This window comes from Neobacillus sp. DHD-1R (genome assembly GCF_057747995.1).
The window spans coordinates 4,158,728-4,181,151 of sequence record NZ_CM173232.1 but is presented as its reverse complement, the minus strand read 5'-3'; the positions used below and the strand labels follow the sequence as shown (position 1 = coordinate 4,181,151).

Sequence of the window (22,424 nt, the reverse complement as noted above, 5' to 3'; positions counted from 1 at the left end):
AGGATTTACAGATTTTTTTTACTTATTTTAAAAATAATACTATCCTTTCTGGTTATAAAGGTACCTTTTTAGTACTATATTTAAATATATTTTAATAGCTTTACAGAAAAATGTTTGATTATACAAGAAAACATTAAGTAGAGGGAATGTACCGTATGAATGAGGAGTTACTAAATAATGCCGATGCACATTACCAATTGGCCGAGCAGAGGGCTGCACAGTACTTTACATCACTTAAGATGCAGGTTATGCAAAAAACCTATGTTTCTGCCCTAACAAAGGATTTCCAGTTATGGAAGCACAACCACATTCATCATCCTTCATTGTTGTCTATCTTTTCACGAAGAAAGGGAAAGCCGGATTCCAAAGACTATTACAATTATATTAAATGGCTGAATTACACGGGAAAACTCGACAATTATCTGGAGCGGAGCATCTCATATATTTTTATGCGCGATCTAGGGAAAGCCTTGGACTCGACCCATACACAAACTAGGGTTCGTCGTGTAGTAGATCGTTTAAAAGGTCATCTGACTCAATCTACATCCAACCGTGGTGACAAAGCGGAATCGTTTAGTATGGCGGGGTTGTACCGGCTTGCCCAGAAGGAAGGCATTGAAACCACAATGATCTGGGTGATAAAAAAACTTAAGAATGTATCCGACCATATTCCAAATGGGATGGATGCTGAGCATGCCCAGCGAAAACTTATTAAGATCATTGCTGGGGTAATCATGCACGAGGTAGAAGAGATGGGCGATGAGCTTTCGGTAGAAGAACGGACACAGAGACTGGATAAAGCTATCAGACTAGGTTATTCCTATGGTTTGACCTATCCCTTTATAGATGATCTTTTAGATGCCCAAGTCCTATCGGAAAAAGAGGAACAGCAATATTCTGATTTGATTCGTACAACCATTATCACGGGATTAGTGCCAAAATTGGGTGAGTGGACTGGAAAAAACAAGGACTTAATCAAATTTATTCATTCGGAATTACGAGAGGCTTTTGAGTATATTAAAGCCCATCAGCGGCCGGAGACAAGCCATAAATTTTTTGAACAATCCTATGTGTTTTATCATTCCCAGGAAGTGGACCGTGTAAAGGATTTAACCAATCCAAATTACAGCAATGAAGAACTTTACATACCAATCATTTTAAAATCCTCCTCTTCCCGATTAATTGTCCGTTCCGTCCTAAGTGCCCCAGAGGATGAAGAATTTGATAATCGGTCATTCTTTTATGGCATCTACAATCAGCTTGCTGATGATTTTGCCGATATGTTTGATGACATGAAAGACGGTGCGGTAACACCCTTTACCTACTATATGAAATATCATGACAAGCGTTTAGATCTGTTAAACCCCTTTGAATTATATTGGGCAGTCATCTCAAATTTAATCCATACCGTATATCACTCAGATCCCAAGACCTGTGAGGTGATTTTAGACCGGGCAATAAACGGTCTAAAACGATTCAAAGTACGAATGGGAACCAAGAAATACACCGAAATAATGGACCTATTTACTGCTGGGATTCCTAAATTTAATCTAGTGATCCAAGAGATGGTCCGAAAAGCGGATGATGTAGATTTCTTTGATAAACTGCTTCGAGATCATATCATTACCATTCTAAAAAAGGAGCGGAAGGAACAGGAAGACTTTTTAAATACGATTGAAACCGTACGCAATCACATCAACGACATCCTTTATATCACTGAAATTAAGGATGATTCCCAGTTGACCGGGCCAATCATTGGTGCTGCAAATTACAGTTTAGAAGGCGATGGAAAACGATTGAGGCCTATTATAACTTGGATTATGGGTGTTAAGGAATATGGATTAAAAAGTGCAGCAATTGCGCCACTTTTACGATCGTTGGAATATATGCATACGGCTTCTCTAATCTTTGATGATCTGCCTTCCCAAGATAATTCACCCATCCGGAGGGGGCGGCCAACCCTGCATGAGGTTTATAACATTGCCGTAGCTGAATTAACCGGTCTCTTTCTGACCCAAAAGGCAATGGAGGAACAAGCGTCTTTGGACCAGTTCGATTCGAAAACGGTCCTTACCTTGATTCGCTATTCGGCCCAAATGACAGCGGATATGTGCATTGGACAGGCGATGGACTTAGACTCCACAGGGAAACAATTGAAACTGGAACAATTGAATATGATGTGCTTTTATAAAACCGGGATGGCATTTGAAGCTTCATTGATCATGCCGGCCATTCTTGCTCAAGCAAATGAATTAGAAATGAAAGCTTTGAAAAAATTCGCCTATCATGCTGGCATCGCGTTTCAGATTAAGGATGATCTCCTTGATGTCGAGGGAGACCTAACGTTACTTGGAAAACCGATTGGAAAAGATGCGGAAAACAACAAAGCCACATTTATGTCAATTCTAGGCGCTGCTGGCGCCAAAAAAGCAATGTGGGATCATTATTGTCTTGCCCTGGAAGCGTTGCAAGAAGTGCCGCGCAAAACCACTTTTCTGAAACATTTAATGAATTATATCGTTAACCGCGACCTTTAAAATTAGTTGTAATTGACCTAATCAAATGGAAAAAACGCTATTATCCCCCAGGTATCGTGGTATAATGCGCATAAGCTTGTATAGTGTTTATTTTTAAAGAATATATTCATTAACGAACGGGGATGATAACGTGTTTATTGTTTCGGAAGCAGCAAAAATAGAATTACAAAATAGGCTGGAATTAGCAGATATAAATCGATATATTCGGTTGCAAATGCGTAAAAGTTGTTTTATGAAAGTGAAGGTGACAATGGATGAATCGATTCAGCCTAATGACACAGAGATTATTATGGATGAGTTGTATTTCATTATTGACAACGGCGAGTGCCATTATTTTAATCATAAAACATTAGACTTTATACCAGATCCCACTGGTTTTAAACAATTTGAAATAATTTAATTGTGTTACGGATTGATCAAGAGCCTGACTTCCTATGGAAGAGGCTCTTTTTTATTTTCATTGAAAAAAGTAAACACTAAATAGCACATGGAAAATTTTTGATTTAATTGTAAAGTTTCTGTTTTTAGATTATTGACATAAATAAGACCACAGGTTACTATAATAGTGTCCTTGTAAAATTGCGAACGACGTTCGACAATGCCGAACAAAAAGGAGGATGGTTGTGACAGAACGTTTAATTCAATCAATTGAAAGAGCAGCTGATGTACTAGAATTATTTTTAGTGACTAAGCCGGAGCTAAGTATCAAAGAGATTAGTGAGAGGCTGGAATTATCTAAAAGCACGGTCCACGGTATTATCAAGACTTTAGAACATAGAGGCTATCTCCAGCAAAATCCCGAAGATTTGAAGTATAAGCTAGGGATCAAACTTTTTGAACTTGGCAATTTTGTGGGCAAGCACCTTGATATCGGGAAAATTGCAAAACCCATTATTAAGGATTTAGTGGATGAATTAAATGAAACCGTTCACTTAGTTACGTTACAGCGTGATGAACTTATTTACATTGAGAAAGTAGAAGGACCGAGTGCACTTACCATTTATTCGCACATTGGAAAAAGAGCTCCTTTTCATAGCACAGGAGTTGGAAAGGCTATACTTGCCCATTTAAACGAAAATGAGGCAAACAGAATTTTATCATCGAATATATTGGAATCGTTTACAGAGTATACGATGACAAATATTGAGGATATCAAAAATCAGTTACCATTCATTCGGGAAAAAGGCTATGCGGTTGACGATGAGGAAATCGAGTTAGGACTTAAATGTGTGGCTGCGCCAATCTTTAATCATCAAGGAAATGTAATCGCTTCAATAAGTTGCGCTGCACCTAAAATGAGGTTGGATGAAATCCGGCTCCCTAAAGTAATAGCGGGAATAAAAAGAGCGGCAGCCGAGATTTCAAGTTGTTTAGGATTTAAAGATAAACACAATAACATCTCTTAGAAGCAAGTATAGAAGGAAAAAAATTATTTATTTAGGAGGAGAATTATTTTGTCAAAAGTAAAAGTTGCTGTCCTTGGCTCAGGGAACATTGGTACAGATTTAATGATTAAACTGGGACGCTCTGAATTGTTAGAGTTGACTGCTGTGATTGGGATTGACCCGCAATCAGACGGCTTACGCCGTGCCAGAGAATTAGGTTATGCAGGTGTTGATACGGGGATCGATGGCTTTTTAGCAGATCCAACCTTAGAAGCAGATATTGTTTTTGATGCAACGTCTGCAAAAGCACATCTCTACAATGCAAAAGTGTTAAAAGAAGCAGGTATAAAAGTAATTGATATGACTCCAGCTGCAGTGGGACCTTATGTGTGTGCAGCCGTAAATATTGAAGACCATTTAGATAAAGATAATATCAATCTAATAACATGTGGTGGTCAGGCAACTATTCCAATGGTTCATGCCGTAAACCGGGTAGCACCTGTTGAGTATGCAGAAATTGTTGCTACGATTGCAAGCTTGAGTGCAGGGCCTGGAACACGTGCCAATATTGATGAATTTACGGAAACGACTTCACGTGCGATTGAAGTGGTTGGCGGAGCTAAAAAAGGAAAAGCGATTATGATCTTAAACCCTGCTGAACCGCCAATCATGATGCGTGATACCGTTTATACGCTAGTAGAAGAAGGAAAAATGGATGAAGCAGCCATTAGACAGTCGATAGCTGAAATGGAACAGGTTGTTCAATCCTATGTGCCAGGTTACCGCGTTCGGACAGAACCTATTTTCGATGGAAATAAAGTTACCATCTTCCTTGAGGTGGAAGGTGCGGGTGATTACTTGCCGATCTATGCAGGAAACCTTGATATCATGACATCAGCCGGTGTAAAAATAGCCGAAGCGTTTGCGAAAACACTATTAACGAAAGAAACAGTTTGAACTGTAGAAAGGGGAAAATAAAATGACAAATGAAAGAGATATTCTTATCACAGAGGTTGCATTGCGAGATGGAAGCCATGCAATTAACCATCAATTTACTGTAGATCAAGTACTAAAAGTGGCAAAAGCATTAAATGAGGCAAATGTTCCTTATATTGAAGTATCACATGGAGACGGTTTAGCTGGGTCATCCTTACAATATGGACTATCACGGACAAATGAAATGGAATTAATTGAAGCAGCCGTATCTGTTGCAGATAAGTCAAAAATTGCCGTGCTTCTATTGCCTGGTATTGGCACTTTACATGAATTAAAAGAAGCAGCTAATTTAGGAGCAAAAATGGCTCGGATCGCTACACATGTTACAGAAGCTGACGTAGCTCCACAGCATATTGCCTATGCAAAAGAATTAGGAATGGAAACAGTTGGATTTTTAATGATGAATCATATGGCTCCAGTCAACAAATTAGTTGAACAAGCAAAGCTAATGGAAAGCTATGGAGCAGATACTGTATACGTTGTTGACTCTGCAGGTTACTTACTTCCTGATCAAGTGCGTGAACGGATTCGTGCATTGAAACAATCTTTAGGCGTTAATGTAGGCTTCCATGGTCATAACAATTTATCGCTTGCAATGGCAAACACGCTTGCTGCCATTGAAGAAGGTGCTACTCGAATCGACGGCAGTGTCCGCTGTTTAGGAGCTGGAGCAGGTAATACCCAAACAGAGGTACTTGTTGCAGTTTGTGAACGAATGGGCATTAAAACTGGGGTAGATTTATATAAAATGATGGACTTGGCAGAAGATATTGTTGCTCCGATTTTACAAGTGCCGCAAGAAATTACAAAAGATAGTTTAACCCTTGGATATGCAGGTGTTTACTCAAGCTTTGCCCTTCATGCTAAACGGGCTGCAGCAAAATTCGGTGTGGATTCACGTGATATCTTAATCGAATTAGGAAAACGAAAAGTAGTTGGCGGTCAAGAAGACATGATCGTTGAAGTGGCAGCTGAAATTGCGAAAAACAAGAATCAAGTTGTTTTAGGCTAAACGAAAGTTTTTCTGGAACCACAAGTAGTTTATTAGTTTCATATTTCTTAAGGAAAAATAGATGGAAGAGGAAATGAGTGTTTTTCTCTTTCATCTCCATATTATTAGCAATTATATTTCAATTTTTGATTTTTCAACTGGGACTTTATTGTAAGCGTTTTATGTCTACCGATAAATAACTTGCTCTTTATCCATTTTTGATAGAAATGGAGTTCTACTACCTTATTTATTGTTAATAATCTCTTCAGTCATAAAGAAAAGTCATAAAAAATAGAGGAGAACTCATATGGAATTAATTATTATTTTATTAGCCCTCGGAATGTTAATGTTTATCGCCTATCGGGGATTTTCAGTCATTATGTTTGCACCACTATGTGCATTATTCGCGGTATTTTTAACAAATCCAGATTTTGTTCTTCCTTTTTTCTCAAACGTTTTCATGGGAAAAATGGTTGAATATATTAAACTTTACTTTCCAATTTTCTTACTAGGAGCAATTTTTGGTAAAGTAGTAGAAATGTCTGGTTTGGCCCGTTCGATTGCGACAACTCTTATCCAATTAGTAGGCCGTAAACGTGCGATGCTAGTAATTGTTTTATTGTGTGCCATCCTTACCTACAGCGGTATCAGTCTTGTCGTTGTTGCCTTTGCTGTTTACCCATTTGCAGCACACCTTTTCAGACAGTCTGATATTCCTAAACGATTAATTCCAGGTACGATTGCCTTAGGGTCATTTACTTTTACAATGGATGCACTTCCAGGTTCACCACAGGTACAAAACGTAATCCCAACAACATTTTTCAAAACAGATCTTTATGCTGCACCAACGCTTGGGATTATTGGAGCCATTTTTATCTTCACAGTTGGTATGCTTTATTTAAATTCACGTCGTAAAAAAGCAGAAAAAGCAGGCGAAGGCTATTACAGCTTCGGAACAATTAAAGAAAAACAAATCGAGATTGATTTAGACCAAAATGAAAGTGTAGCTAGGAAAATATTAGCATTTGTTCCAGTTGTCCTTGTAGGTGTATTAAATAAAGTACTTACATCATTTATTCCAAAATGGTATCCCAATGGCTTTGATTTTTCAAAAATTGGATTAAATTTTCCAAACATTGAAACCTCACAGGTTGTCGGAATCTGGTCAGTTGAAATTGCCCTTATTGTTGGTATCTTAACGACCATATTGTACAATCGAAAACCAGTTGTTATGAACTTCAAAGATGGTATGAACATAGGGATTGCTGGTGCTTTATTAGCTATCATGAACTCTGCGACCGAATATGGTTTTGGTGCCGTCATTTCAAATTTACCTGGTTTCACAATTGCAAGAGATGGGATTGCAAAATTATTTACGAACCCATTATTAAATGGAGCTGTTACGACAAATGTTCTATCAGCCATTTCTGGTTCCGCTTCAGCTGGTATCGCTATTTCACTAGGAATCATGGCAGATAAATACATTGAACTAGCAAATCAATTTGGTATTCCGCTCGAAGTAATGCACCGTGTCATTTCGATGGCTTCTGGCGGGATGGATACACTTCCACATAATGGAGCTGTTATCACCTTACTTGCAATCACCGGTTTAACACATAAGCAGTCCTACCGCGATATTTTTGCTGTAACGATTATTAAAACAATCGCAGCCTTCTTTATCATCGGAGTATACTTAGTAACTGGACTTGTTTAAGTAAATAAGGGAACACAAGCAAGTAGACTTGTCTTAGATGGACAAGTTTACTTGCTTTTTTTCGGCAAAAAAAGCGGCACATTCGCTAAAAAAACACACTTCATCGTCTAATTTTCCGCTTCACAACAGCATTTCCATAATTTAAATTGGAACCAAGAAAAAAAAGATGAAAAAATAGTCAAAATAGTATTATAATTATGAGATAATATATTTTATTAAAATAACAAAGAATCGAACAGGTTCAAAAGAACTAAGGATGGGTGACATATGATGAAGGAATTAAAAATTGATGTTACATTAAGTACAACTAAAAAGGAAAAACAATCAGCAGACAAACTAGAGTTTGGAAAAACCTTTACTGACCATATGTTTGTCTGGGATTATAAGGAGGGGGAAGGTTGGCATAACGCGCGAATTATCCCTTATCAACCCATTACTCTAGATCCTGCAGCTACAGTCTTCCATTATGGTCAAACAGTTTTTGAGGGGCTGAAAGCATATCTGACCAAAAATGAAGAAATCTTATTATTCAGGCCAGATGAAAATATGAAAAGGCTAAACCGATCAAATGACCGCTTGTGTATGCCAGAAATTGATGAGGAATTAGCATTAAGCGCCTTGAAACAACTGATTTTGATTGACAGGGATTGGATTCCTGGAGCGGAAGGTACTTCCCTCTATATTCGTCCCTTTATAATTGCGACAGAACCATACCTAGGTGTTGCGGTCGCAAAAGAATATAAATTTATGATCATTATGTCGCCAGTAGGAGCTTATTACAAAGAGGGAATCGACCCAGTTAAAATTGCTGTTGAAAGTGAATATGTGCGAGCTGTTGCAGGTGGAACTGGTAATGCAAAAACGGCAGGAAATTATGCGGCCAGTTTAAAGGCATCAGAAGTTGCCAGTCAGTACGGTTATTCCCAAGTACTTTGGTTAGATGGAAGAGAAAATCAATACATTGAAGAAGTGGGAAGTATGAATATCTTCTTTAAAATCAATGGCGAAGTGGTTACTCCAGCAATAAATGGAAGTATTCTTGAGGGGATAACAAGAAAATCAATTATTGAGCTATTAAAATATTGGAATGTACCGTTAGTGGAAAGGAAAATTTCCATTCATGAAGTGGAGCAAGCTTACCACGATGGTTTATTAGAGGAAGCATTTGGGACAGGAACTGCAGCAGTTATCTCACCAGTAGGGGAACTCCTATGGAAAAATGAAAAATTAGTTATAAATAACGGAGAAATAGGTGCACTTTCTCAAAAATTATATGATGCATTGACGGGAATTCAAAATGGAACAGAACAAGATCCATTCGGATGGACATTTAGAGTATAAGATGAAAGGTCAATAGTGAGTGATGACGATTAAAACAGTTTCTATTATTGGTCTAGGCGCATTGGGGATTTTATTTGGGAATCAATTATCTAAGAAGATGCGTCCAGACGATTTACGAATTATTGCTGATTGTGAACGCATTAAGAGATACGATGAGGACGGAGTGTATTGTAATGGTGAAAGGTGTCATTTTCACTATGTTACGCCTGAAGAAGAATGTGAACCAGCGGATTTGCTTATTTTCGCTGTAAAATATAATGGGTTACATGATGCGATTCAGGCGGTGAAAAATCATGTCGGAGAACACACCATTATTTTATCCTTGTTAAACGGAATTACGAGTGAATCCATTATTGGTGAAACCTATGGTATGGATAAAGTCTTATACTGTGTGGCCCAAGGCATGGATGCCGTTAAAGTTGGGAATAAACTGACTTATGACCATATGGGCATGCTTTGCTTTGGTGAAAGGGAACCCGGCTTGGTGTCACAAAAGGTAAAGCGGGTTGCAGAGTTTTTTGGAAAAGTGGATGTCCCATATGAAATGGATTCCAATATGTACAAAAGGCAATGGGGAAAATTTATGCTTAATGTAGGGGTAAATCAAACTGTTGCTGTATGTAAAGGCAATTATGGGGATGTTCAAAATGAAGGACCTGCAAGGAATATGATGGTATCTGCCATGAAAGAGGTCATTGCCCTATCGGAAAGGGAAGGGGTTCATTTAAGGGAAGACGATTTAGAGTATTGGTTAAATGTATTAAGCACCTTAAGTCCGGAAGGAAAACCGTCGATGGCCCAAGATGTGGAAGCTAGACGTTTCAGTGAAGTGGAATTATTTGCCGGCACAGTGGTGAAACTTGGTAAAAAATATGGCGTCCCTACACCTACTAACCAGGAGTTATACAATAGAATTACATTAATCGAAAGTCAATATTAACAGAACCTCACCTTGCAACGATCGGTGCTGTAAGGTGGGGTTCTTTTTTGTTTTTGTAGAATAAAGATATTGTGTTGTAAACTATTATAGTGTTATAATGTGGTAGCATGATAATATGGTAACGTACTAAAGCAATTTTATAATCTTATAAAAGGTGGTTTACATTAAATGAAACGTTTAGCAACGATAATACTAGGCATTGCAGCAGTATTCTCTGTTCTTACTGCCTGCTCCAATAGTACATCAGAGAATAAAAAAAGTGATAACAGTTTAGTCATTGGCATTGACGATAAATTTGCCCCAATGGGATTCAGAGATGAAAATAACAAAATTGTTGGCTTTGATATCGATTATGCTAAAGCAGCTGCAGAAAAGATGGGAGCAACCGTTAAATTCCAGCCAATTGATTGGAAAACAAAGGAGTCTGAACTCAGCAGCGGTCGGATTGACCTAATTTGGAATGGATATACTATTACCGATGAACGTAAACAGAAAGTACTTTTCACAAAACCTTACTTAAAAAACGCTCAAGTGGTTGTAACACGATCTGATTCAAAGCTTACTAAGCTAGCTGATTTAGATGGTAAAGTTGTCGGACTACAATCCTTGTCTTCTGCGTCTGATGCCTTAAATGAAAGTCCAATCAAGTCTAAAATTAAGACTATTACTGAGTTTAAAGACAATGTTCTTGCCTTAAATGATTTAAAAAGCGGCCGTTTGGATGCTGTGGTAATTGATGAGGTTGTCATAAATTATTATATGACAAAAGAAAAAGACTCTTTTAAAGTTCTTGAAGAATCTCTTGCACCTGAAGAATATGGTGTGGGTGTGAAAAAAGGAAATGAGGAACTACTTAACAAACTTCAAAAAGCACTTGATGAGATGAATGAGGATGGCACTGCCTCTGAAATTTCTAATAAGTGGTTTGGGGAAGATAAAGTATTAAAGTAAAAACGAATATATAGCAAAGCAGGATTTCCGATGGAAACCCTGTTTTGTTTTTGGAGGAATCCATCTATGTCGGTAGATTATATTATTTCAATTCTTAAACCAATGCTCGAAGGCGCTCAGATGACCGTTCTTTTGTTCATTATTGCGATTATCGTGTCGATTCCATTGGGCTTTTTATTAACACTGGCTGTAAGGAGCAATATTAAGCCGTTGTCTTGGCTTGCCCAAGGCTATATTTACTTGATGCGCGGTACACCCCTCTTATTACAATTATTATTTATTTGTTTTGGTTTGCCAATGATCCCTGTGATTGGTGAGTATTTGGTTTTAGACCGTTTTGTTGCAGCTTGTTTAGGGTTTATTTTAAATTATGCCGCTTATTTCGCAGAAATCTTCCGCGGCGGCTTACTTGCGATTGATAAAGGACAATATGAAGCATCACAGGTACTTGGTTTAAATAAATGGCACATGACCACACGAATTATCATGCCGCAAATGTTTCGAATTGCCCTTCCGGCAGTGGCGAACGAATCCGTTACACTTGTTAAAGACACAGCGCTGCTCTATGCGGTTGCAGTACCGGAATTATTACACTTTGCGGAAACTGCAGTAAATCGCGACTTTACGATTGTTCCTTTTTTGGTCGCAGGTATTATTTATCTACTGATGACACTCATATTGACGCTTATATTTAAATGGATCGAAAAAAGGTTTAGATTTGAATAGAGAGGAGGGCTATGTATGGCAATCATTGAAGTTTCTAATTTAAAAAAGTCGTTTGGTAAGCTTGATGTATTAAAGCAAATTACCTTTAATGTAAATAAAAATGATGTAGTTGCTGTAATTGGTCCATCCGGTTCCGGAAAAAGTACGATGCTTCGCAGTTTGGTCCATCTCGAACAAATTAATGCAGGAAGCATTTTAGTTGCCGGTGATTATCTAGTTAAGGATGGCGTGTATCCAAGACTGCCAGAAATTAAGCAGATTACCTCCAAAATGGGTATGGTTTTCCAGCATTTTAATTTGTTCCCGCATTTGACCGTTCAAGAAAATTTAGAGATGGCCCCTCGATTGGTAAAAAAGGAAACAACTTCAGAACTTCGCCAGCGCAGCACTGAACTTCTGGAAAAAATCGGCCTTACAAATCGAGCTAAGGCATACCCTGCCAATCTTTCTGGTGGTCAAAAACAAAGAGTGGCGATTGCAAGGGCACTAATGATGGATCCTGAAATCCTGTTGTTTGATGAGCCTACCTCAGCATTGGATCCAGAGTTAACCGGTGAGGTGTTGCAGGTCATGAAGGATTTAGCAGAAGAACATATGACGATGATTGTTGTCACACATGAGATGGGATTCGCTAAAGAAGTGGCAAACAAAGTTATTTTTATGGATGATGGGGAAATTGTGGAATCTGGTCATCCGTCAGAAATATTTACAAACCCTCAGCATGACCGGACAAAAGCCTTCTTGAACAGGAGCTTCTAATTGAATAGTCAAAAGAGGATAGCACAAAAGGATCAGAGCCTTTTGTGCTATCCTTTTTTATTCATTTAAAAAGAAATAATCATTCCCTCTTTGCCTGCATATGTTCCCATTGTCGCGCCCATATAACTGACAATAACTTCTTTTGGGTGAAACCGTTTGATCAGTTCCTGTTTTATGGATTCAGCCTCTTTTTCATTTCCTGTATGTGTAATTCCGAAGATAAGGTCTGAGAAATCGGTTCCTCTTTCTTCAATGATTTCTAGGACCCTTCGGTGAAACTTCTTTTTTCCTCTTATTTTTTCTAAAATCTCTACTTTCCCTCCGGCCACTCTTTCTAACACTACTTTGATATTCAAAATTTTGGCCAAGGATCCTTGGAATTTACTAAGTCGCCCGCCTTTAACAATATTCTCTAATGTATCTAAAAGAACAAGAATGTTCATTTTTTCCCTGTAAACGGTTAAGTCAGCCACAATTTCTTCCATTGTATGTCCTTGTTGAGCAAGTTCAGCCGCTCGAATAATTTGGAGACCATGTCCTAATGATCCCGCTAAAGTATCAAAGACGGTTACATTGGCATTGGACAAATCCTTTCCAATACAAGCGGATTGATAGGTGCCGCTAAGCCCTGATGAAATGGTAAGACAAAGGATTTCAGTGTCCATATCATATTGGGAGAAGGCCTTAGCAAACGAGGCAGGGGAGGGTTGTGATGTCTTAGGAAGGATATCCGTAGAAAACATTTTTGTGAAAAATTCCTTCGGTGTAAGATCTACTTTTTCTAAATAATCTTGGTCATCCATGGTAACTGTCAATGGAACCATTGTAATATTATAGTGCTCGATTAATTCTTTTGGTAGATCAGCTGAGCTGTCTGTAATGATTTTAATCATTTACCTTTCCCTCTCTATTAATTTAATGGAATATATTTTAGTATAACAGTTTTACTTCCTATATGGATAAATATAAAATGAAAGAGTACCTAAGACTAATTCCTTATATAATATAGGAAAAGAAGACAGTGCTTACATAAAGTATTTGGTATAATAATTAAAACTGGATTAAAAGAAAAGTCATTCATTTTATTATTTATCATACCAATTTACTAAATCTATATACTTTGGAGGAGTTTTTAATGCCAATTGATGTTCAAGTTGTTTTGTATCAGATATTAATTGTCCTCCTTCCTATATTAGTCTATCATTTGTTTTTTCATGAAAAAAATAGTAAACGCAGTAAAACACATCTAAAGCTTACCCTAATATTGTTACTCGTCTTAATTTTTACAATGTCCTATCCAATCGAATTCTCTGAAGGATATGTATATGATTTTAGAATCATTCCTTTTATCATTTCCTTCGTCTATGGTGGAGCTCTGCCAGGTTTGATTGTCGGGATTGTGTTAATAATTTATCGATTTATCATTGGCGGGGCTGGATTCTATGTTGTCGTGCTAAATTATTCACTAACTTGTGCGGTCCTCCTTTTTATGGGCAATCAGATTAAATCATATAATAAGAAGAAAAAACTAGTGTTTGTTAGTTTGGTTTTTTGGGTAAACACAATGATCGTCATGCTTACACTCTTCCAAACAAAGCAAATAGAGCAAATTAAGTTTATGATGCTTTTTTATACTATCACTTGGATTTGCTTTATGATGGTCATGTATATCATTGAAAATGTCAATCAACAGATTGAATTACGCGAACAATTGCAAAAAGATGAGAAACTAAATGTGATTAGTCAGCTAGCCGCATCGGTTGCTCATGAGGTAAGAAATCCGTTGACATCGGTACGAGGTTTTTTACAGTTAATCTCAGACGATGATAATTTGCACAGTACACAGAAAGATTATATTAAAATTGCCCTAGGTGAATTAGATCATGCACAACTCATCATAAATGATTATTTGTCACTTGCAAAGCCGAATACAGAAGAACTGTCGTTATTAAATATTTCAGATGAGGTAAGAAAGACGATTGCCTTGATGACCTCCTATTCGAATATACAGAACATCACTATTAGTACGGATATCCAAGAGTCACTTTATATTAAAGGGAATAAGGGTGAAATTAAGCAGGTATTAGTTAATATTATAAAAAATGGTATCGAAGCAATGAATACCGGAGGAGTTCTGAGAGTTAATACATATAAGCAGGATGGTATTATTTCCATTGAGATTACTGATAGTGGAAGAGGAATGACAAGAAGCCAACTTAAAAGATTGGGAACGCCTTTTTATACTACAAAAGAAAAGGGAACTGGAGTTGGTCTGACGATTTCGTTTCAACTTATTCAATCGATGAAGGGGAAAATAATGGTCGACAGTAAGGAAGGAAAAGGCTCGATTTTTACGATTCAATTTCCGAGTTTTGACATCGTCGAAAATGGAGGACTTAGAGAGTCAAAATAGTAGACTCGAAAGTAGGGATAGCTAAGGTTAGAAAAGTGTACGATAAGGGTAAAAAAGAAAAATAAAGAAAGGTACCTGTTCTCCATCCGTTATGGAAAGGAAGAACAGGTACCTTTCTTTAAAAAAATTTATCTAACACCCTTCATAAAGCCTTGAATTTTAGGTGCGAGCATTAATAGTAATATACTGAGAACGATAGAGGCACCGCCAATGGCACCAAAGTAGACCATTTCATTCTCAGGAGTGTAAAATTTAACCAATTGTGCATTCAGTGCTTGTGCAGCCGCACTTGATAAGAACCATAAGCTCATTGTTTGTGCTGAGAATGCAGCAGGAGCTAATTTAGTAGTTGCTGATAATCCTACTGGTGATAAACATAATTCACCAAGCACAACGATTAAATAGCTTAAAACCAACCATAATGGGTTTACAAGCGAATCTGTTCCGCCAAAATAAGCAGGCAGAAGAATTACTAGGAATGATACACCAGCGAATAATAAAGCTAAAGAGAACTTCTGCGGTATTGTTGGTTCTTTTTTTCCTAATTTCACCCACAACCATGCAAAAACAGGAGCTAAGGTGATGATAAATAAAGGATTTAAAGATTGGAACCATGCAGGAGAAATTTTTATACCAGCAAAGTTCAGTTGTGTACGTGTATCTGCATAACTTGCCAAGATGGTTGAACCTTGTTCCTGAATGGCCCAAAACATAACAGAGGCAATAAATAACGGAATATATGCAATGAGTCGAGAACGTTCTACGGATGTTGTTTTTTTGCTGCGATACATAACAATAAAATACATTGCTGGAATGAGAATTCCAAGAATACCTACAAGATTAATAAAGGTATCAAACGTTAAAATTCCGGCAGGAATGGTAATTGCACATATAATTGCAATTACAACAATGGCTAATCCAATATAGGTAAAGACTTTTTTCTTCTCAGTAGCTGATAGAGGATTTGCTACAGTTTGACCAGCAAGACCAAGATTTTTCTTTTTTGTTAGGGCAAAAATAACTAAGCCTGCGAACATACCGACAGCAGCGATACTAAAACCTAAGTGGAAACTGTAATCCATTAGAGATCCAACGATTAATGGAGAAATGAATGCTCCTAGGTTAATACTTATATAAAAAATACTGAATCCGGCATCACGACGGTTGTCAGTTTCACTATACATATCACCTACAACATTGGATACGTTCGGTTTGAGCATGCCTGTACCAAGGATAATTAAAACCATGGAAACAAAGAATAAAGTAACAGAGCCCGGAATAGCAAGGGCGATATGACCGAACATGATTAATATTCCACCATAAAATACAGCTTTTGAGGAACCAAATATACGGTCAGCCAGCCATCCGCCAATAATTCCGGACATATAAACAAGAGAACCGTAAATGGACATGATAGAAAGGGCAAGATTTTTGTCCAATCCCAATCCACCTTGGGAAACCTCATAATAAATGTAATAAACGAGGATTGCCCTCATTCCATAATAAGAGAATCGTTCCCAAAATTCTGTAAAGAAAAGAGTGAATAAGCCCTTAGGATGTCCAAAGAATCCTTTTTGAGGTACACTTTCCACAATTTTCTGCCTATTTGTGTTTGACATTTTACAACCTCCCTTTAATTATTCTATAATACTTTCTGTATGTTTGAATTGTCAAAAACTTTTTTTGGAAAATAAGTGTTTGATTGATGAAAACCTTGATAACTCAGTACTTTTAAAAATTGCGTCCATTAAAGAAAGTTTTTTTAAAATAATTAATTTATTCAGACTTAGGAGAATTTTTTATAATTTTAGGAACAAAGTCATAGAAGAGAATTTGATTCTTTTAGATTTTTAGGTGTAGTTATGGCCTTTTCCAACATATTCAACAGAGATGTTTCAAAGTCGCTATTATTATTGTCGAACCATTCCTCAGGTATAATTAAATAATTGCAATTGCTACTGTTTAAGTAACGATAGATAATTTGTGATTCATCTAAATTATCCTTGCTAACCTCTACCGTGTTTGTAGAGGTATTACCGACTAAAGTCGATAAAATAGATGCCTGCATGTTTTTAATATGGTGATTTAGACAATCATTCTCAAGTTTATATTTTTCACTAAACAAAACTTTATTGCCTTTAATAAGGAAAAGTTTGAGGATGTGATCATTAAGGTATTCGATGATGGCAATATTTTTATTTGCCTCTGTAAATTCAATTACTTTTTCTTTATTAATGAGCGAATGGATGATCTCGAGATAGTCTCTGAATTTTGCAGCTGTTTCAAATTCGGCATTACTCGCTGCCTCGTTCATTTGTTGTTTCATTTCTTCAACCAGACTAATATCAGTTCCACTCAGTAAAGTGGTGATTTTGTTCACTATTCTTTTGTACTGTTCAACTGCCTCTTCCTTAAAACAAATACCAATACACAATCCTAACGAATAATTCAAGCAGGGGGAATTCTTATGGGAGGAGCCGCTGCAGCTGATTTTATAGAATTCTTTTATTCCTTGGATGGCTTTTTCCACAGTGTGTTTGCTTGTAAATGGTCCAAAATAAAGATCTCCGTCATCCTTGAAATGAGGTACAACCTCAATTCGAGAGTATCTTCCTTCATCACGGAATTTGATATATGCGTAAGATTGTGGATTTTTCATCTTCTTATTAAATAGGGGCTTTAATTCCTTTATCAATTTACATTCCAGCATAAATGCTTCAAATTCTGTATCTGTCAGAATGTAGTTAAAATCTGCAATATTTGCCTTAAGTTTCTTGATCTTTTGTGGGTGTGCTTTCGAATTTTGGAAGTAATTACTTACTCTATTTTTAAGGTTTTTTGCCTTACCTACATAAATAATCCTGCCTTGTGAATCTTCCATAAGATATACACCTGGGGTGACGGGAAGGTTCTTTACTTTTTCCTTTACGTTCATCTTCATTCCTCCCATTCCTATTTAGTATTTTATCATAAAATAATTGATTGACTTTGACGTTGCGTAAAGGTATATCGTGGATATATAAGGAGGTGATCGAATGGAGTATACAGTGCAAAAGCTGGCCAGCTTAGCAGGAGTGAGCACTAGAACACTTCGGTATTATGATGAGATTGGAATCCTGAAGCCGGCAAGAATCAATTCGTCAGGGTATCGGATCTATGGGCAGGCTGAAGTAGATAGGTTACAGCAAATTCTTTTTTATCGGGAGTTAGACGTAGGTTTAGATAAAATAAAAGATATTGTCACAGCTTCCTCCTTTGATGGTGCAGCCGCACTTAAAGAACATCGTGAAAAACTCCTTGAAAAAAAGCAGCAATTAGAAACATTAATTGCTAATGTGGATAAAACCATTGCCTTAACAGAAGGGAGAATGAACATGTCTAATAAAGAAAAGTTCGAGGGTTTTAAGAAAAAAATGATTGATGATAACGAAAAACAATATGGCAAAGAAATTCGCCGAAAATATGGTAACGATACAGTTGATCAATCAAATAAAAAAGTAATGAATATGACGGAGGAGCAACATGCCGAGGTCACTGCCTTAGCAGAACAAGTGATGGTCACCTTAGCACAAGCTTATAAAACAAGTGACCCAGCTGGAGAACTAGCACAAAAGGCAGCCGCACTTCACAAACAATGGCTATGCTATTACTGGAATGAATACAGTAAGGAGGCCCATGCTGGACTAGCGCAAATGTATGTAGATGATGAAAGATTTACAGCCTACTATGATAAGGAACAGCCAGGAACAGCCGCATTTTTAAGAGATGCAATTCACGTTTACACAGGTGTGAAGAAATAATATTAATATAACAGGTAAATTTATTTAGAAACCTTGGTTGCCTAATACCACGCTGTATTAAAGCGTTAACGTGGTATTAGGCTTTTTTTATTATTTTTTATTTATCGACAAATTTCGCTAGTGACAATAAAGTGATATATGTCATAATAGTTTTAAAATTTATTATATTATAATATTTCGGACAGAACAGAATTATTAAATAATAGAATCATTAGGTAGGTGTAAAGATGAGTAAAGAACCTATTCTGCAAATAAGAAACTTAAAAGTATCATTTCAGTCTGGAAAGAAGCTCTTACCTGCGGTAGATGGGGTTAGTTTTAACTTAAAAGAAGGAGAGATTCTCGGGATCGTAGGTGAATCTGGTAGTGGGAAAAGTGTCACCTCTCTAGCCACCCTAGGATTAATTCCATCGCCGCCTGGAAAAATTGAGCATGGTCAAATTATTTTTGAAGGTAAAGACCTGAAAAATATCTCCGAAAAGGAGTGGCGGAAAATCCGCGGTAATCAAATTTCAATGATATTTCAGGAACCGATGACATCATTGAACCCACTATTTACTGTTGGAAATCAATTAATCGAAGCCATACGATTACATACGAACCTCAATAAGAGAGAAGCCATCATTCGAAGTATTGAGTTATTAAAACTTGTTGGAATTCCGAGAGCCGAGAGCATTCTCAAAGAATATCCCCATCAATTATCGGGAGGGATGAGACAACGGGTCATGATTGCCATGGCGATGGCCTGCAACCCGAAAATGCTGATTGCGGACGAGCCTACAACAGCACTAGATGTCACCATACAAGCACAGATTCTTGCATTAATGAAGGATTTAAATAAAAAAACAAATACATCTATTATTTTCATTACGCACGATTTAGGTGTTGTAGCAGAAATTTGCGAACGCGTGATTGTGATGTATTCAGGGCAAATCGTTGAACAGGGTGATGTCAGAACGATCCTCAAAAATCCTCAGCATCCATATACAAAAGGCCTGTTAAAATCAGTCCCTGAAATAAGAGGAAAAAAAGACCGTCTTTACAGCATTCCTGGAACAGTCCCGGCACCAGGAACCATTCAACAGGGCTGCCGCTTTGCAGCAAGATGTGCAGAAGTATTTGGTCAGTGTCGTGAAGAAGCACCTGAATTATTTAAAACAGAAAATGATGGACATGAGGTGCGCTGTTTCCTACATACATTGAAGGAGGGGAATGACAAGCATGTCGGAGTTACTTCTTGAGGTAAATGGTTTGAAAAAGTACTTTCCGATTACCGGAGGGCTTTTTGGAAGAAAACAGGGTGAAGTCAAAGCCGTTGATGACGTTTCATTCTACGTTAAAAAAGGAGAGACTTTGGGGATTGTCGGTGAAAGCGGCTGCGGGAAATCGACCACTGGCCGTCTGCTCATGCGTTTGATTGAAGCAAGTGAAGGAAAGATCGTTTTTGAAGATAAAGAGATTACTAGCATGTCAAAATCTGAATTGAGAAAAGTTCGCCGCGATATCCAAATGGTCTTCCAAGACCCCTATGCATCGCTGAACCCTAGGCATTCGATTGAACAAATTCTTGAAGAACCACTCATTGTACATGGCATAGGCACTAAAGATGAACGAAGGAAGCAAGTGCGAAAAATGCTTGAGGTAGTCGGCTTAAGCAGCTACCATGCCAAGCGATACCCGCACCAATTCAGCGGAGGTCAGCGTCAGCGGATTGGGATTGCCAAAGCCTTGATGACAAAACCCAAGCTAATTATTGCAGACGAACCTGTATCAGCATTGGACGTATCCATTCAGGCCCAAGTCCTAAACTTGATGAAGGATATCCAAAAGGAGTTTCAACTAACCTACATATTTATCGCACATGATTTGGGTGTTGTACGACATATAAGTGATCGGGTTGGCGTGATGTATTTAGGAAGATTGATAGAGTTATCTGGAAGTGAGGAGCTATATCAAAATCCCCTGCATCCTTACACGAAAGCGCTTTTATCTGCTGTGCCAATTCCAGATCCTGATATTAAGAGAGAAACGATTTTAATTGAGGGTGAGATTCCCAGTCCAGCCAATCCACCCTCAGGGTGTGCCTTCCATACACGATGCTCGCAGGTGATGGAGATTTGTAAAACGACTAGACCAACAGAACAAAATCTGAACGGTCATTTTGCAGCATGTCATTTATATAACAAATGATTTGCGGCATTTATGATAAAAAAAGTAAATACAGGGGGTAAAAACGTATGAAGAAAAGATCGTTTAAACTGCTGTTGATTTCTCTTTTAGCCATCAGCATGTTTTTAGTTGGCTGTAACAGCAAAACCAATGAAGCAACCGGTGGCAAGAAAGAACCTGCTTCTGGTAGTGAAACGAAAAAGGATACATTAGTCTATGGCCGTGGAGGAGATTCTACATCACTTGATCCAATCACCTCAACGGAAGGTGAAACATTTAAAGTAACCGAAAATATTTTTGAAACATTAATCCAATATGGTGAGCAAGATACCACTATTAACCCAGGTCTTGCTGAATCGTGGGAAGTTACTCCTGATGGTTTAACTTACACTTTCAAGCTTCGTCAAGGAGTAAAATTCCATGACGGCACCGATTTTAATGCCGAAGCGGTTGTATTTAACTTTGACCGCTGGATGAATGGCAACGCAGACAGCTTTCCTTACTATACCATGTTTGGTGGATATAAAGGAGAAGCAGGACATGTGATTAAAGAGGTGAAAGCAGTTGATGCAAATACAGTTCAATTTGTTTTGACTAGACCGCAAGCACCATTCCTGAAAAACCTGGCAATGTCTCCGTTTGGAATTGCAAGTCCTACAGCAATTAAAAAGTACGGTGACAAATTCAGACAAAATCCTGTTGGAACAGGACCATTTAAATTTGTTGAGTGGAAAGAAAATGACACCATTACGCTTGAAAAGAACCCTGACTACTGGCAAAAAGGCTTGCCTAAGCTAAACAAAGTTATTTTCCGTGTCATTCCTGAAAATACAGCTCGTCTAAATGCACTTGCCAATGGAGAAATTGACGTAATGGATGGTCTAAACAATTCAGATGAGGCTACTGTTAAAGCGAACGACAAGCTTCAAGTGATAGAACGTCCATCTATGAACGTGGGCTATATAGGTTTAACAACTACTCGTAAACCGTTTGATAATAAACTCGTTCGTCAAGCTATTAACTATGCGGTAGATAAAAAGGCCATCATCAAAGCGTTTTATGGCGGAAAAGCGTTACCTGCTGTCAATCCTATGCCGCCTTCCATCGAAGGCTATAATAAGGCAGTTGAGGCATATCCATACGATTTAGAGAAAGCGAAGGCATTGTTAAAAGAAGCAGGTTATGAAAAAGGATTTAATATTGATCTTTGGGCTATGCCTGTTGCTCGTCCTTACATGCCAGAAGCACAAAAGGTTGCAGAAGTGATTCAAGAGAGCTTAAGTAAAATTGGTGTTAAAGCCAAGATTCAATCGGTTGACTGGGCTACTTATTTAGATAAAGCAGCAAAAGGTGAATTTGATATGTTCATGCTGGGCTGGACAGGCGATAATGGTGACCCTGATAACTTCTTATATACATTGCTTGATAAAGACAGCATTGGAAGCAATAACTACTCCCAATATAGCAATGACCAATTACACGATATTTTAATTAAGGCACAGACAGAAACAGATCAAGCTAAACGTAATACGCTTTATGAAGAAGCGCAAGTGATTATCCATGATGATGCCCCTTGGGTTCCACTTGTTCACTCCACTCCATTGTTAGCAGCAGGTAAAGATGTGGCGAATTATTTACCACACCCAACTGGTTCAGAAGCACTGACAAAAGTGGAATTTAAATAATTTTGGCAGAAAGGGGA

18 protein-coding genes and 2 pseudogenes are annotated in these 22,424 nt (G+C 37.7%); 17 read left to right on the top strand and 3 right to left on the bottom strand.

All coding sequences use genetic code 11. The features are described from left to right. The first annotated feature begins 146 nt into the window (after positions 1-146). The 12 genes and pseudogenes from AC3ANL_RS20670 to AC3ANL_RS20615 all read left to right on the top strand — a co-directional run bounded on the left by AC3ANL_RS20670 (position 147) and on the right by AC3ANL_RS20615 (position 12,340). Positions 147-2,537 carry a polyprenyl synthetase family protein gene (locus tag AC3ANL_RS20670; protein WP_488326237.1) on the top strand — a complete coding sequence of 797 codons (2,391 nt, stop codon included), beginning with the start codon at positions 147-149 and terminating at the stop codon, positions 2,535-2,537. Between the two features lie 130 nt (positions 2,538-2,667). Next, the gene (locus AC3ANL_RS20665; protein WP_488326236.1) at positions 2,668-2,937 is read left to right on the top strand and encodes an iron-sulfur cluster biosynthesis; all 270 of its coding nucleotides are present in this window, start codon (positions 2,668-2,670) and stop codon (positions 2,935-2,937) included. 223 nt (positions 2,938-3,160) lie between these two features. Then, positions 3,161-3,943, top strand: a complete 783-nt coding sequence (locus AC3ANL_RS20660; RefSeq protein WP_488326235.1) for an IclR family transcriptional regulator — start codon at positions 3,161-3,163, stop codon at positions 3,941-3,943. Positions 3,944-3,991: 48 nt separating this feature from the next. Then, positions 3,992-4,879: an acetaldehyde dehydrogenase (acetylating) gene (locus tag AC3ANL_RS20655; protein WP_488326234.1), complete on the top strand. Its 888-nt coding sequence runs from the start codon at positions 3,992-3,994 to the stop codon at positions 4,877-4,879. A gap of 22 nt (positions 4,880-4,901) precedes the next feature. Beyond that, the gene (gene dmpG, locus AC3ANL_RS20650) at positions 4,902-5,930 is read left to right on the top strand and encodes a 4-hydroxy-2-oxovalerate aldolase (RefSeq protein WP_488326233.1); all 1,029 of its coding nucleotides are present in this window, start codon (positions 4,902-4,904) and stop codon (positions 5,928-5,930) included. Positions 5,931-6,216: 286 nt separating this feature from the next. Then, positions 6,217-6,861: pseudogene (locus tag AC3ANL_RS20645) on the top strand (GntP family permease); the annotation flags it as partial. A gap of 69 nt (positions 6,862-6,930) precedes the next feature. Then, positions 6,931-7,623, top strand: a pseudogene (locus tag AC3ANL_RS20640) (GntP family permease); the annotation flags it as partial. 270 nt (positions 7,624-7,893) lie between these two features. Further along, on the top strand, positions 7,894-8,964 hold the full coding sequence (locus AC3ANL_RS20635) for a branched-chain amino acid aminotransferase (RefSeq protein ID WP_488329788.1): 1,071 nt from the start codon (positions 7,894-7,896) through the stop codon (positions 8,962-8,964). Between the two features lie 22 nt (positions 8,965-8,986). Next, complete coding sequence (locus tag AC3ANL_RS20630) at positions 8,987-9,904, top strand: ketopantoate reductase family protein (protein WP_488329787.1); 918 nt, start codon at positions 8,987-8,989, stop codon at positions 9,902-9,904. 168 nt (positions 9,905-10,072) lie between these two features. After that, the gene (locus tag AC3ANL_RS20625; RefSeq protein WP_488326232.1) at positions 10,073-10,855 is read left to right on the top strand and encodes an amino acid ABC transporter substrate-binding protein; all 783 of its coding nucleotides are present in this window, start codon (positions 10,073-10,075) and stop codon (positions 10,853-10,855) included. A 66-nt stretch (positions 10,856-10,921) separates the two neighbouring features. Further along, entirely contained in the window at positions 10,922-11,581 is a 660-nt protein-coding gene (locus tag AC3ANL_RS20620) for an amino acid ABC transporter permease (RefSeq protein WP_488326231.1), read from the top strand. A gap of 15 nt (positions 11,582-11,596) precedes the next feature. Further along, positions 11,597-12,340 carry an amino acid ABC transporter ATP-binding protein gene (locus AC3ANL_RS20615; RefSeq protein ID WP_488326230.1) on the top strand — a complete coding sequence of 248 codons (744 nt, stop codon included), beginning with the start codon at positions 11,597-11,599 and terminating at the stop codon, positions 12,338-12,340. 65 nt (positions 12,341-12,405) lie between these two features. Here AC3ANL_RS20615 and AC3ANL_RS20610 read toward each other — a convergent pair whose 3' ends face one another. Continuing rightward, entirely contained in the window at positions 12,406-13,233 is an 828-nt protein-coding gene (locus tag AC3ANL_RS20610) for a DegV family protein (RefSeq protein ID WP_488326229.1), read from the bottom strand. Positions 13,234-13,475: 242 nt separating this feature from the next. On the opposite strand from AC3ANL_RS20610, the gene AC3ANL_RS20605 reads away from it, so the two are divergent. Beyond that, positions 13,476-14,753, top strand: a complete 1,278-nt coding sequence (locus AC3ANL_RS20605) for an ATP-binding protein (RefSeq protein ID WP_488326228.1) — start codon at positions 13,476-13,478, stop codon at positions 14,751-14,753. Between the two features lie 128 nt (positions 14,754-14,881). On the opposite strand, the gene AC3ANL_RS20600 is transcribed toward AC3ANL_RS20605, so the two are convergent. Together AC3ANL_RS20600 and AC3ANL_RS20595 are read right to left on the bottom strand one after the other, a co-directional pair. Next, on the bottom strand, positions 14,882-16,372 hold the full coding sequence (locus AC3ANL_RS20600) for a peptide MFS transporter (RefSeq protein WP_488326227.1): 1,491 nt from the start codon (positions 16,370-16,372) through the stop codon (positions 14,882-14,884). Positions 16,373-16,572: 200 nt separating this feature from the next. Next, on the bottom strand, positions 16,573-17,688 hold the full coding sequence (locus AC3ANL_RS20595; protein ID WP_488326226.1) for a GIY-YIG nuclease family protein: 1,116 nt from the start codon (positions 17,686-17,688) through the stop codon (positions 16,573-16,575). 100 nt (positions 17,689-17,788) lie between these two features. Between AC3ANL_RS20595 and AC3ANL_RS20590 the strand changes: the two genes are divergently transcribed. From AC3ANL_RS20590 to AC3ANL_RS20575, 4 genes are all read left to right on the top strand, one after another. Beyond that, a complete protein-coding gene (locus AC3ANL_RS20590; protein WP_488326225.1) occupies positions 17,789-18,553 on the top strand; it encodes a MerR family transcriptional regulator in 765 nt (254 codons plus the stop codon). 227 nt (positions 18,554-18,780) lie between these two features. Then, positions 18,781-19,794 carry an ABC transporter ATP-binding protein gene (locus AC3ANL_RS20585; protein ID WP_488326224.1) on the top strand — a complete coding sequence of 338 codons (1,014 nt, stop codon included), beginning with the start codon at positions 18,781-18,783 and terminating at the stop codon, positions 19,792-19,794. Next, on the top strand, positions 19,775-20,743 hold the full coding sequence (locus AC3ANL_RS20580) for an ABC transporter ATP-binding protein (protein WP_488326223.1): 969 nt from the start codon (positions 19,775-19,777) through the stop codon (positions 20,741-20,743). Before AC3ANL_RS20585 ends, AC3ANL_RS20580 begins: the two co-directional genes overlap by 20 nt. 47 nt (positions 20,744-20,790) lie before the next feature. Further along, entirely contained in the window at positions 20,791-22,407 is a 1,617-nt protein-coding gene (locus tag AC3ANL_RS20575) for an ABC transporter substrate-binding protein (protein WP_488326222.1), read from the top strand. Positions 22,408-22,424: the final 17 nt, after the last annotated feature.

Bases quoted from the DNA above. Each gene is read 5' to 3' on its own strand.
- AC3ANL_RS20585 (WP_488326224.1), top strand. From the start codon at position 18,781: ATGAGTAAAGAACCTATTCTGCAAATAAGAAACTTAAAAGTATCATTT.
- AC3ANL_RS20630 (WP_488329787.1), top strand. From the start codon at position 8,987: ATGACGATTAAAACAGTTTCTATTATTGGTCTAGGCGCATTGGGGATT.
- AC3ANL_RS20625 (WP_488326232.1), top strand. From the start codon at position 10,073: ATGAAACGTTTAGCAACGATAATACTAGGCATTGCAGCAGTATTCTCT.
- AC3ANL_RS20600 (WP_488326227.1), bottom strand. From the start codon at position 16,372: ATGTCAAACACAAATAGGCAGAAAATTGTGGAAAGTGTACCTCAAAAA.
- AC3ANL_RS20595 (WP_488326226.1), bottom strand. From the start codon at position 17,688: ATGAACGTAAAGGAAAAAGTAAAGAACCTTCCCGTCACCCCAGGTGTA.
- AC3ANL_RS20580 (WP_488326223.1), top strand. From the start codon at position 19,775: ATGTCGGAGTTACTTCTTGAGGTAAATGGTTTGAAAAAGTACTTTCCG.
- AC3ANL_RS20635 (WP_488329788.1), top strand. From the start codon at position 7,894: ATGAAGGAATTAAAAATTGATGTTACATTAAGTACAACTAAAAAGGAA.
- AC3ANL_RS20670 (WP_488326237.1), top strand. From the start codon at position 147: ATGTACCGTATGAATGAGGAGTTACTAAATAATGCCGATGCACATTAC.
- dmpG (WP_488326233.1), top strand. From the start codon at position 4,902: ATGACAAATGAAAGAGATATTCTTATCACAGAGGTTGCATTGCGAGAT.
- AC3ANL_RS20620 (WP_488326231.1), top strand. From the start codon at position 10,922: ATGTCGGTAGATTATATTATTTCAATTCTTAAACCAATGCTCGAAGGC.
- AC3ANL_RS20610 (WP_488326229.1), bottom strand. From the start codon at position 13,233: ATGATTAAAATCATTACAGACAGCTCAGCTGATCTACCAAAAGAATTA.
- AC3ANL_RS20605 (WP_488326228.1), top strand. From the start codon at position 13,476: ATGCCAATTGATGTTCAAGTTGTTTTGTATCAGATATTAATTGTCCTC.
- AC3ANL_RS20575 (WP_488326222.1), top strand. From the start codon at position 20,791: ATGAAGAAAAGATCGTTTAAACTGCTGTTGATTTCTCTTTTAGCCATC.
- AC3ANL_RS20590 (WP_488326225.1), top strand. From the start codon at position 17,789: ATGGAGTATACAGTGCAAAAGCTGGCCAGCTTAGCAGGAGTGAGCACT.
- AC3ANL_RS20615 (WP_488326230.1), top strand. From the start codon at position 11,597: ATGGCAATCATTGAAGTTTCTAATTTAAAAAAGTCGTTTGGTAAGCTT.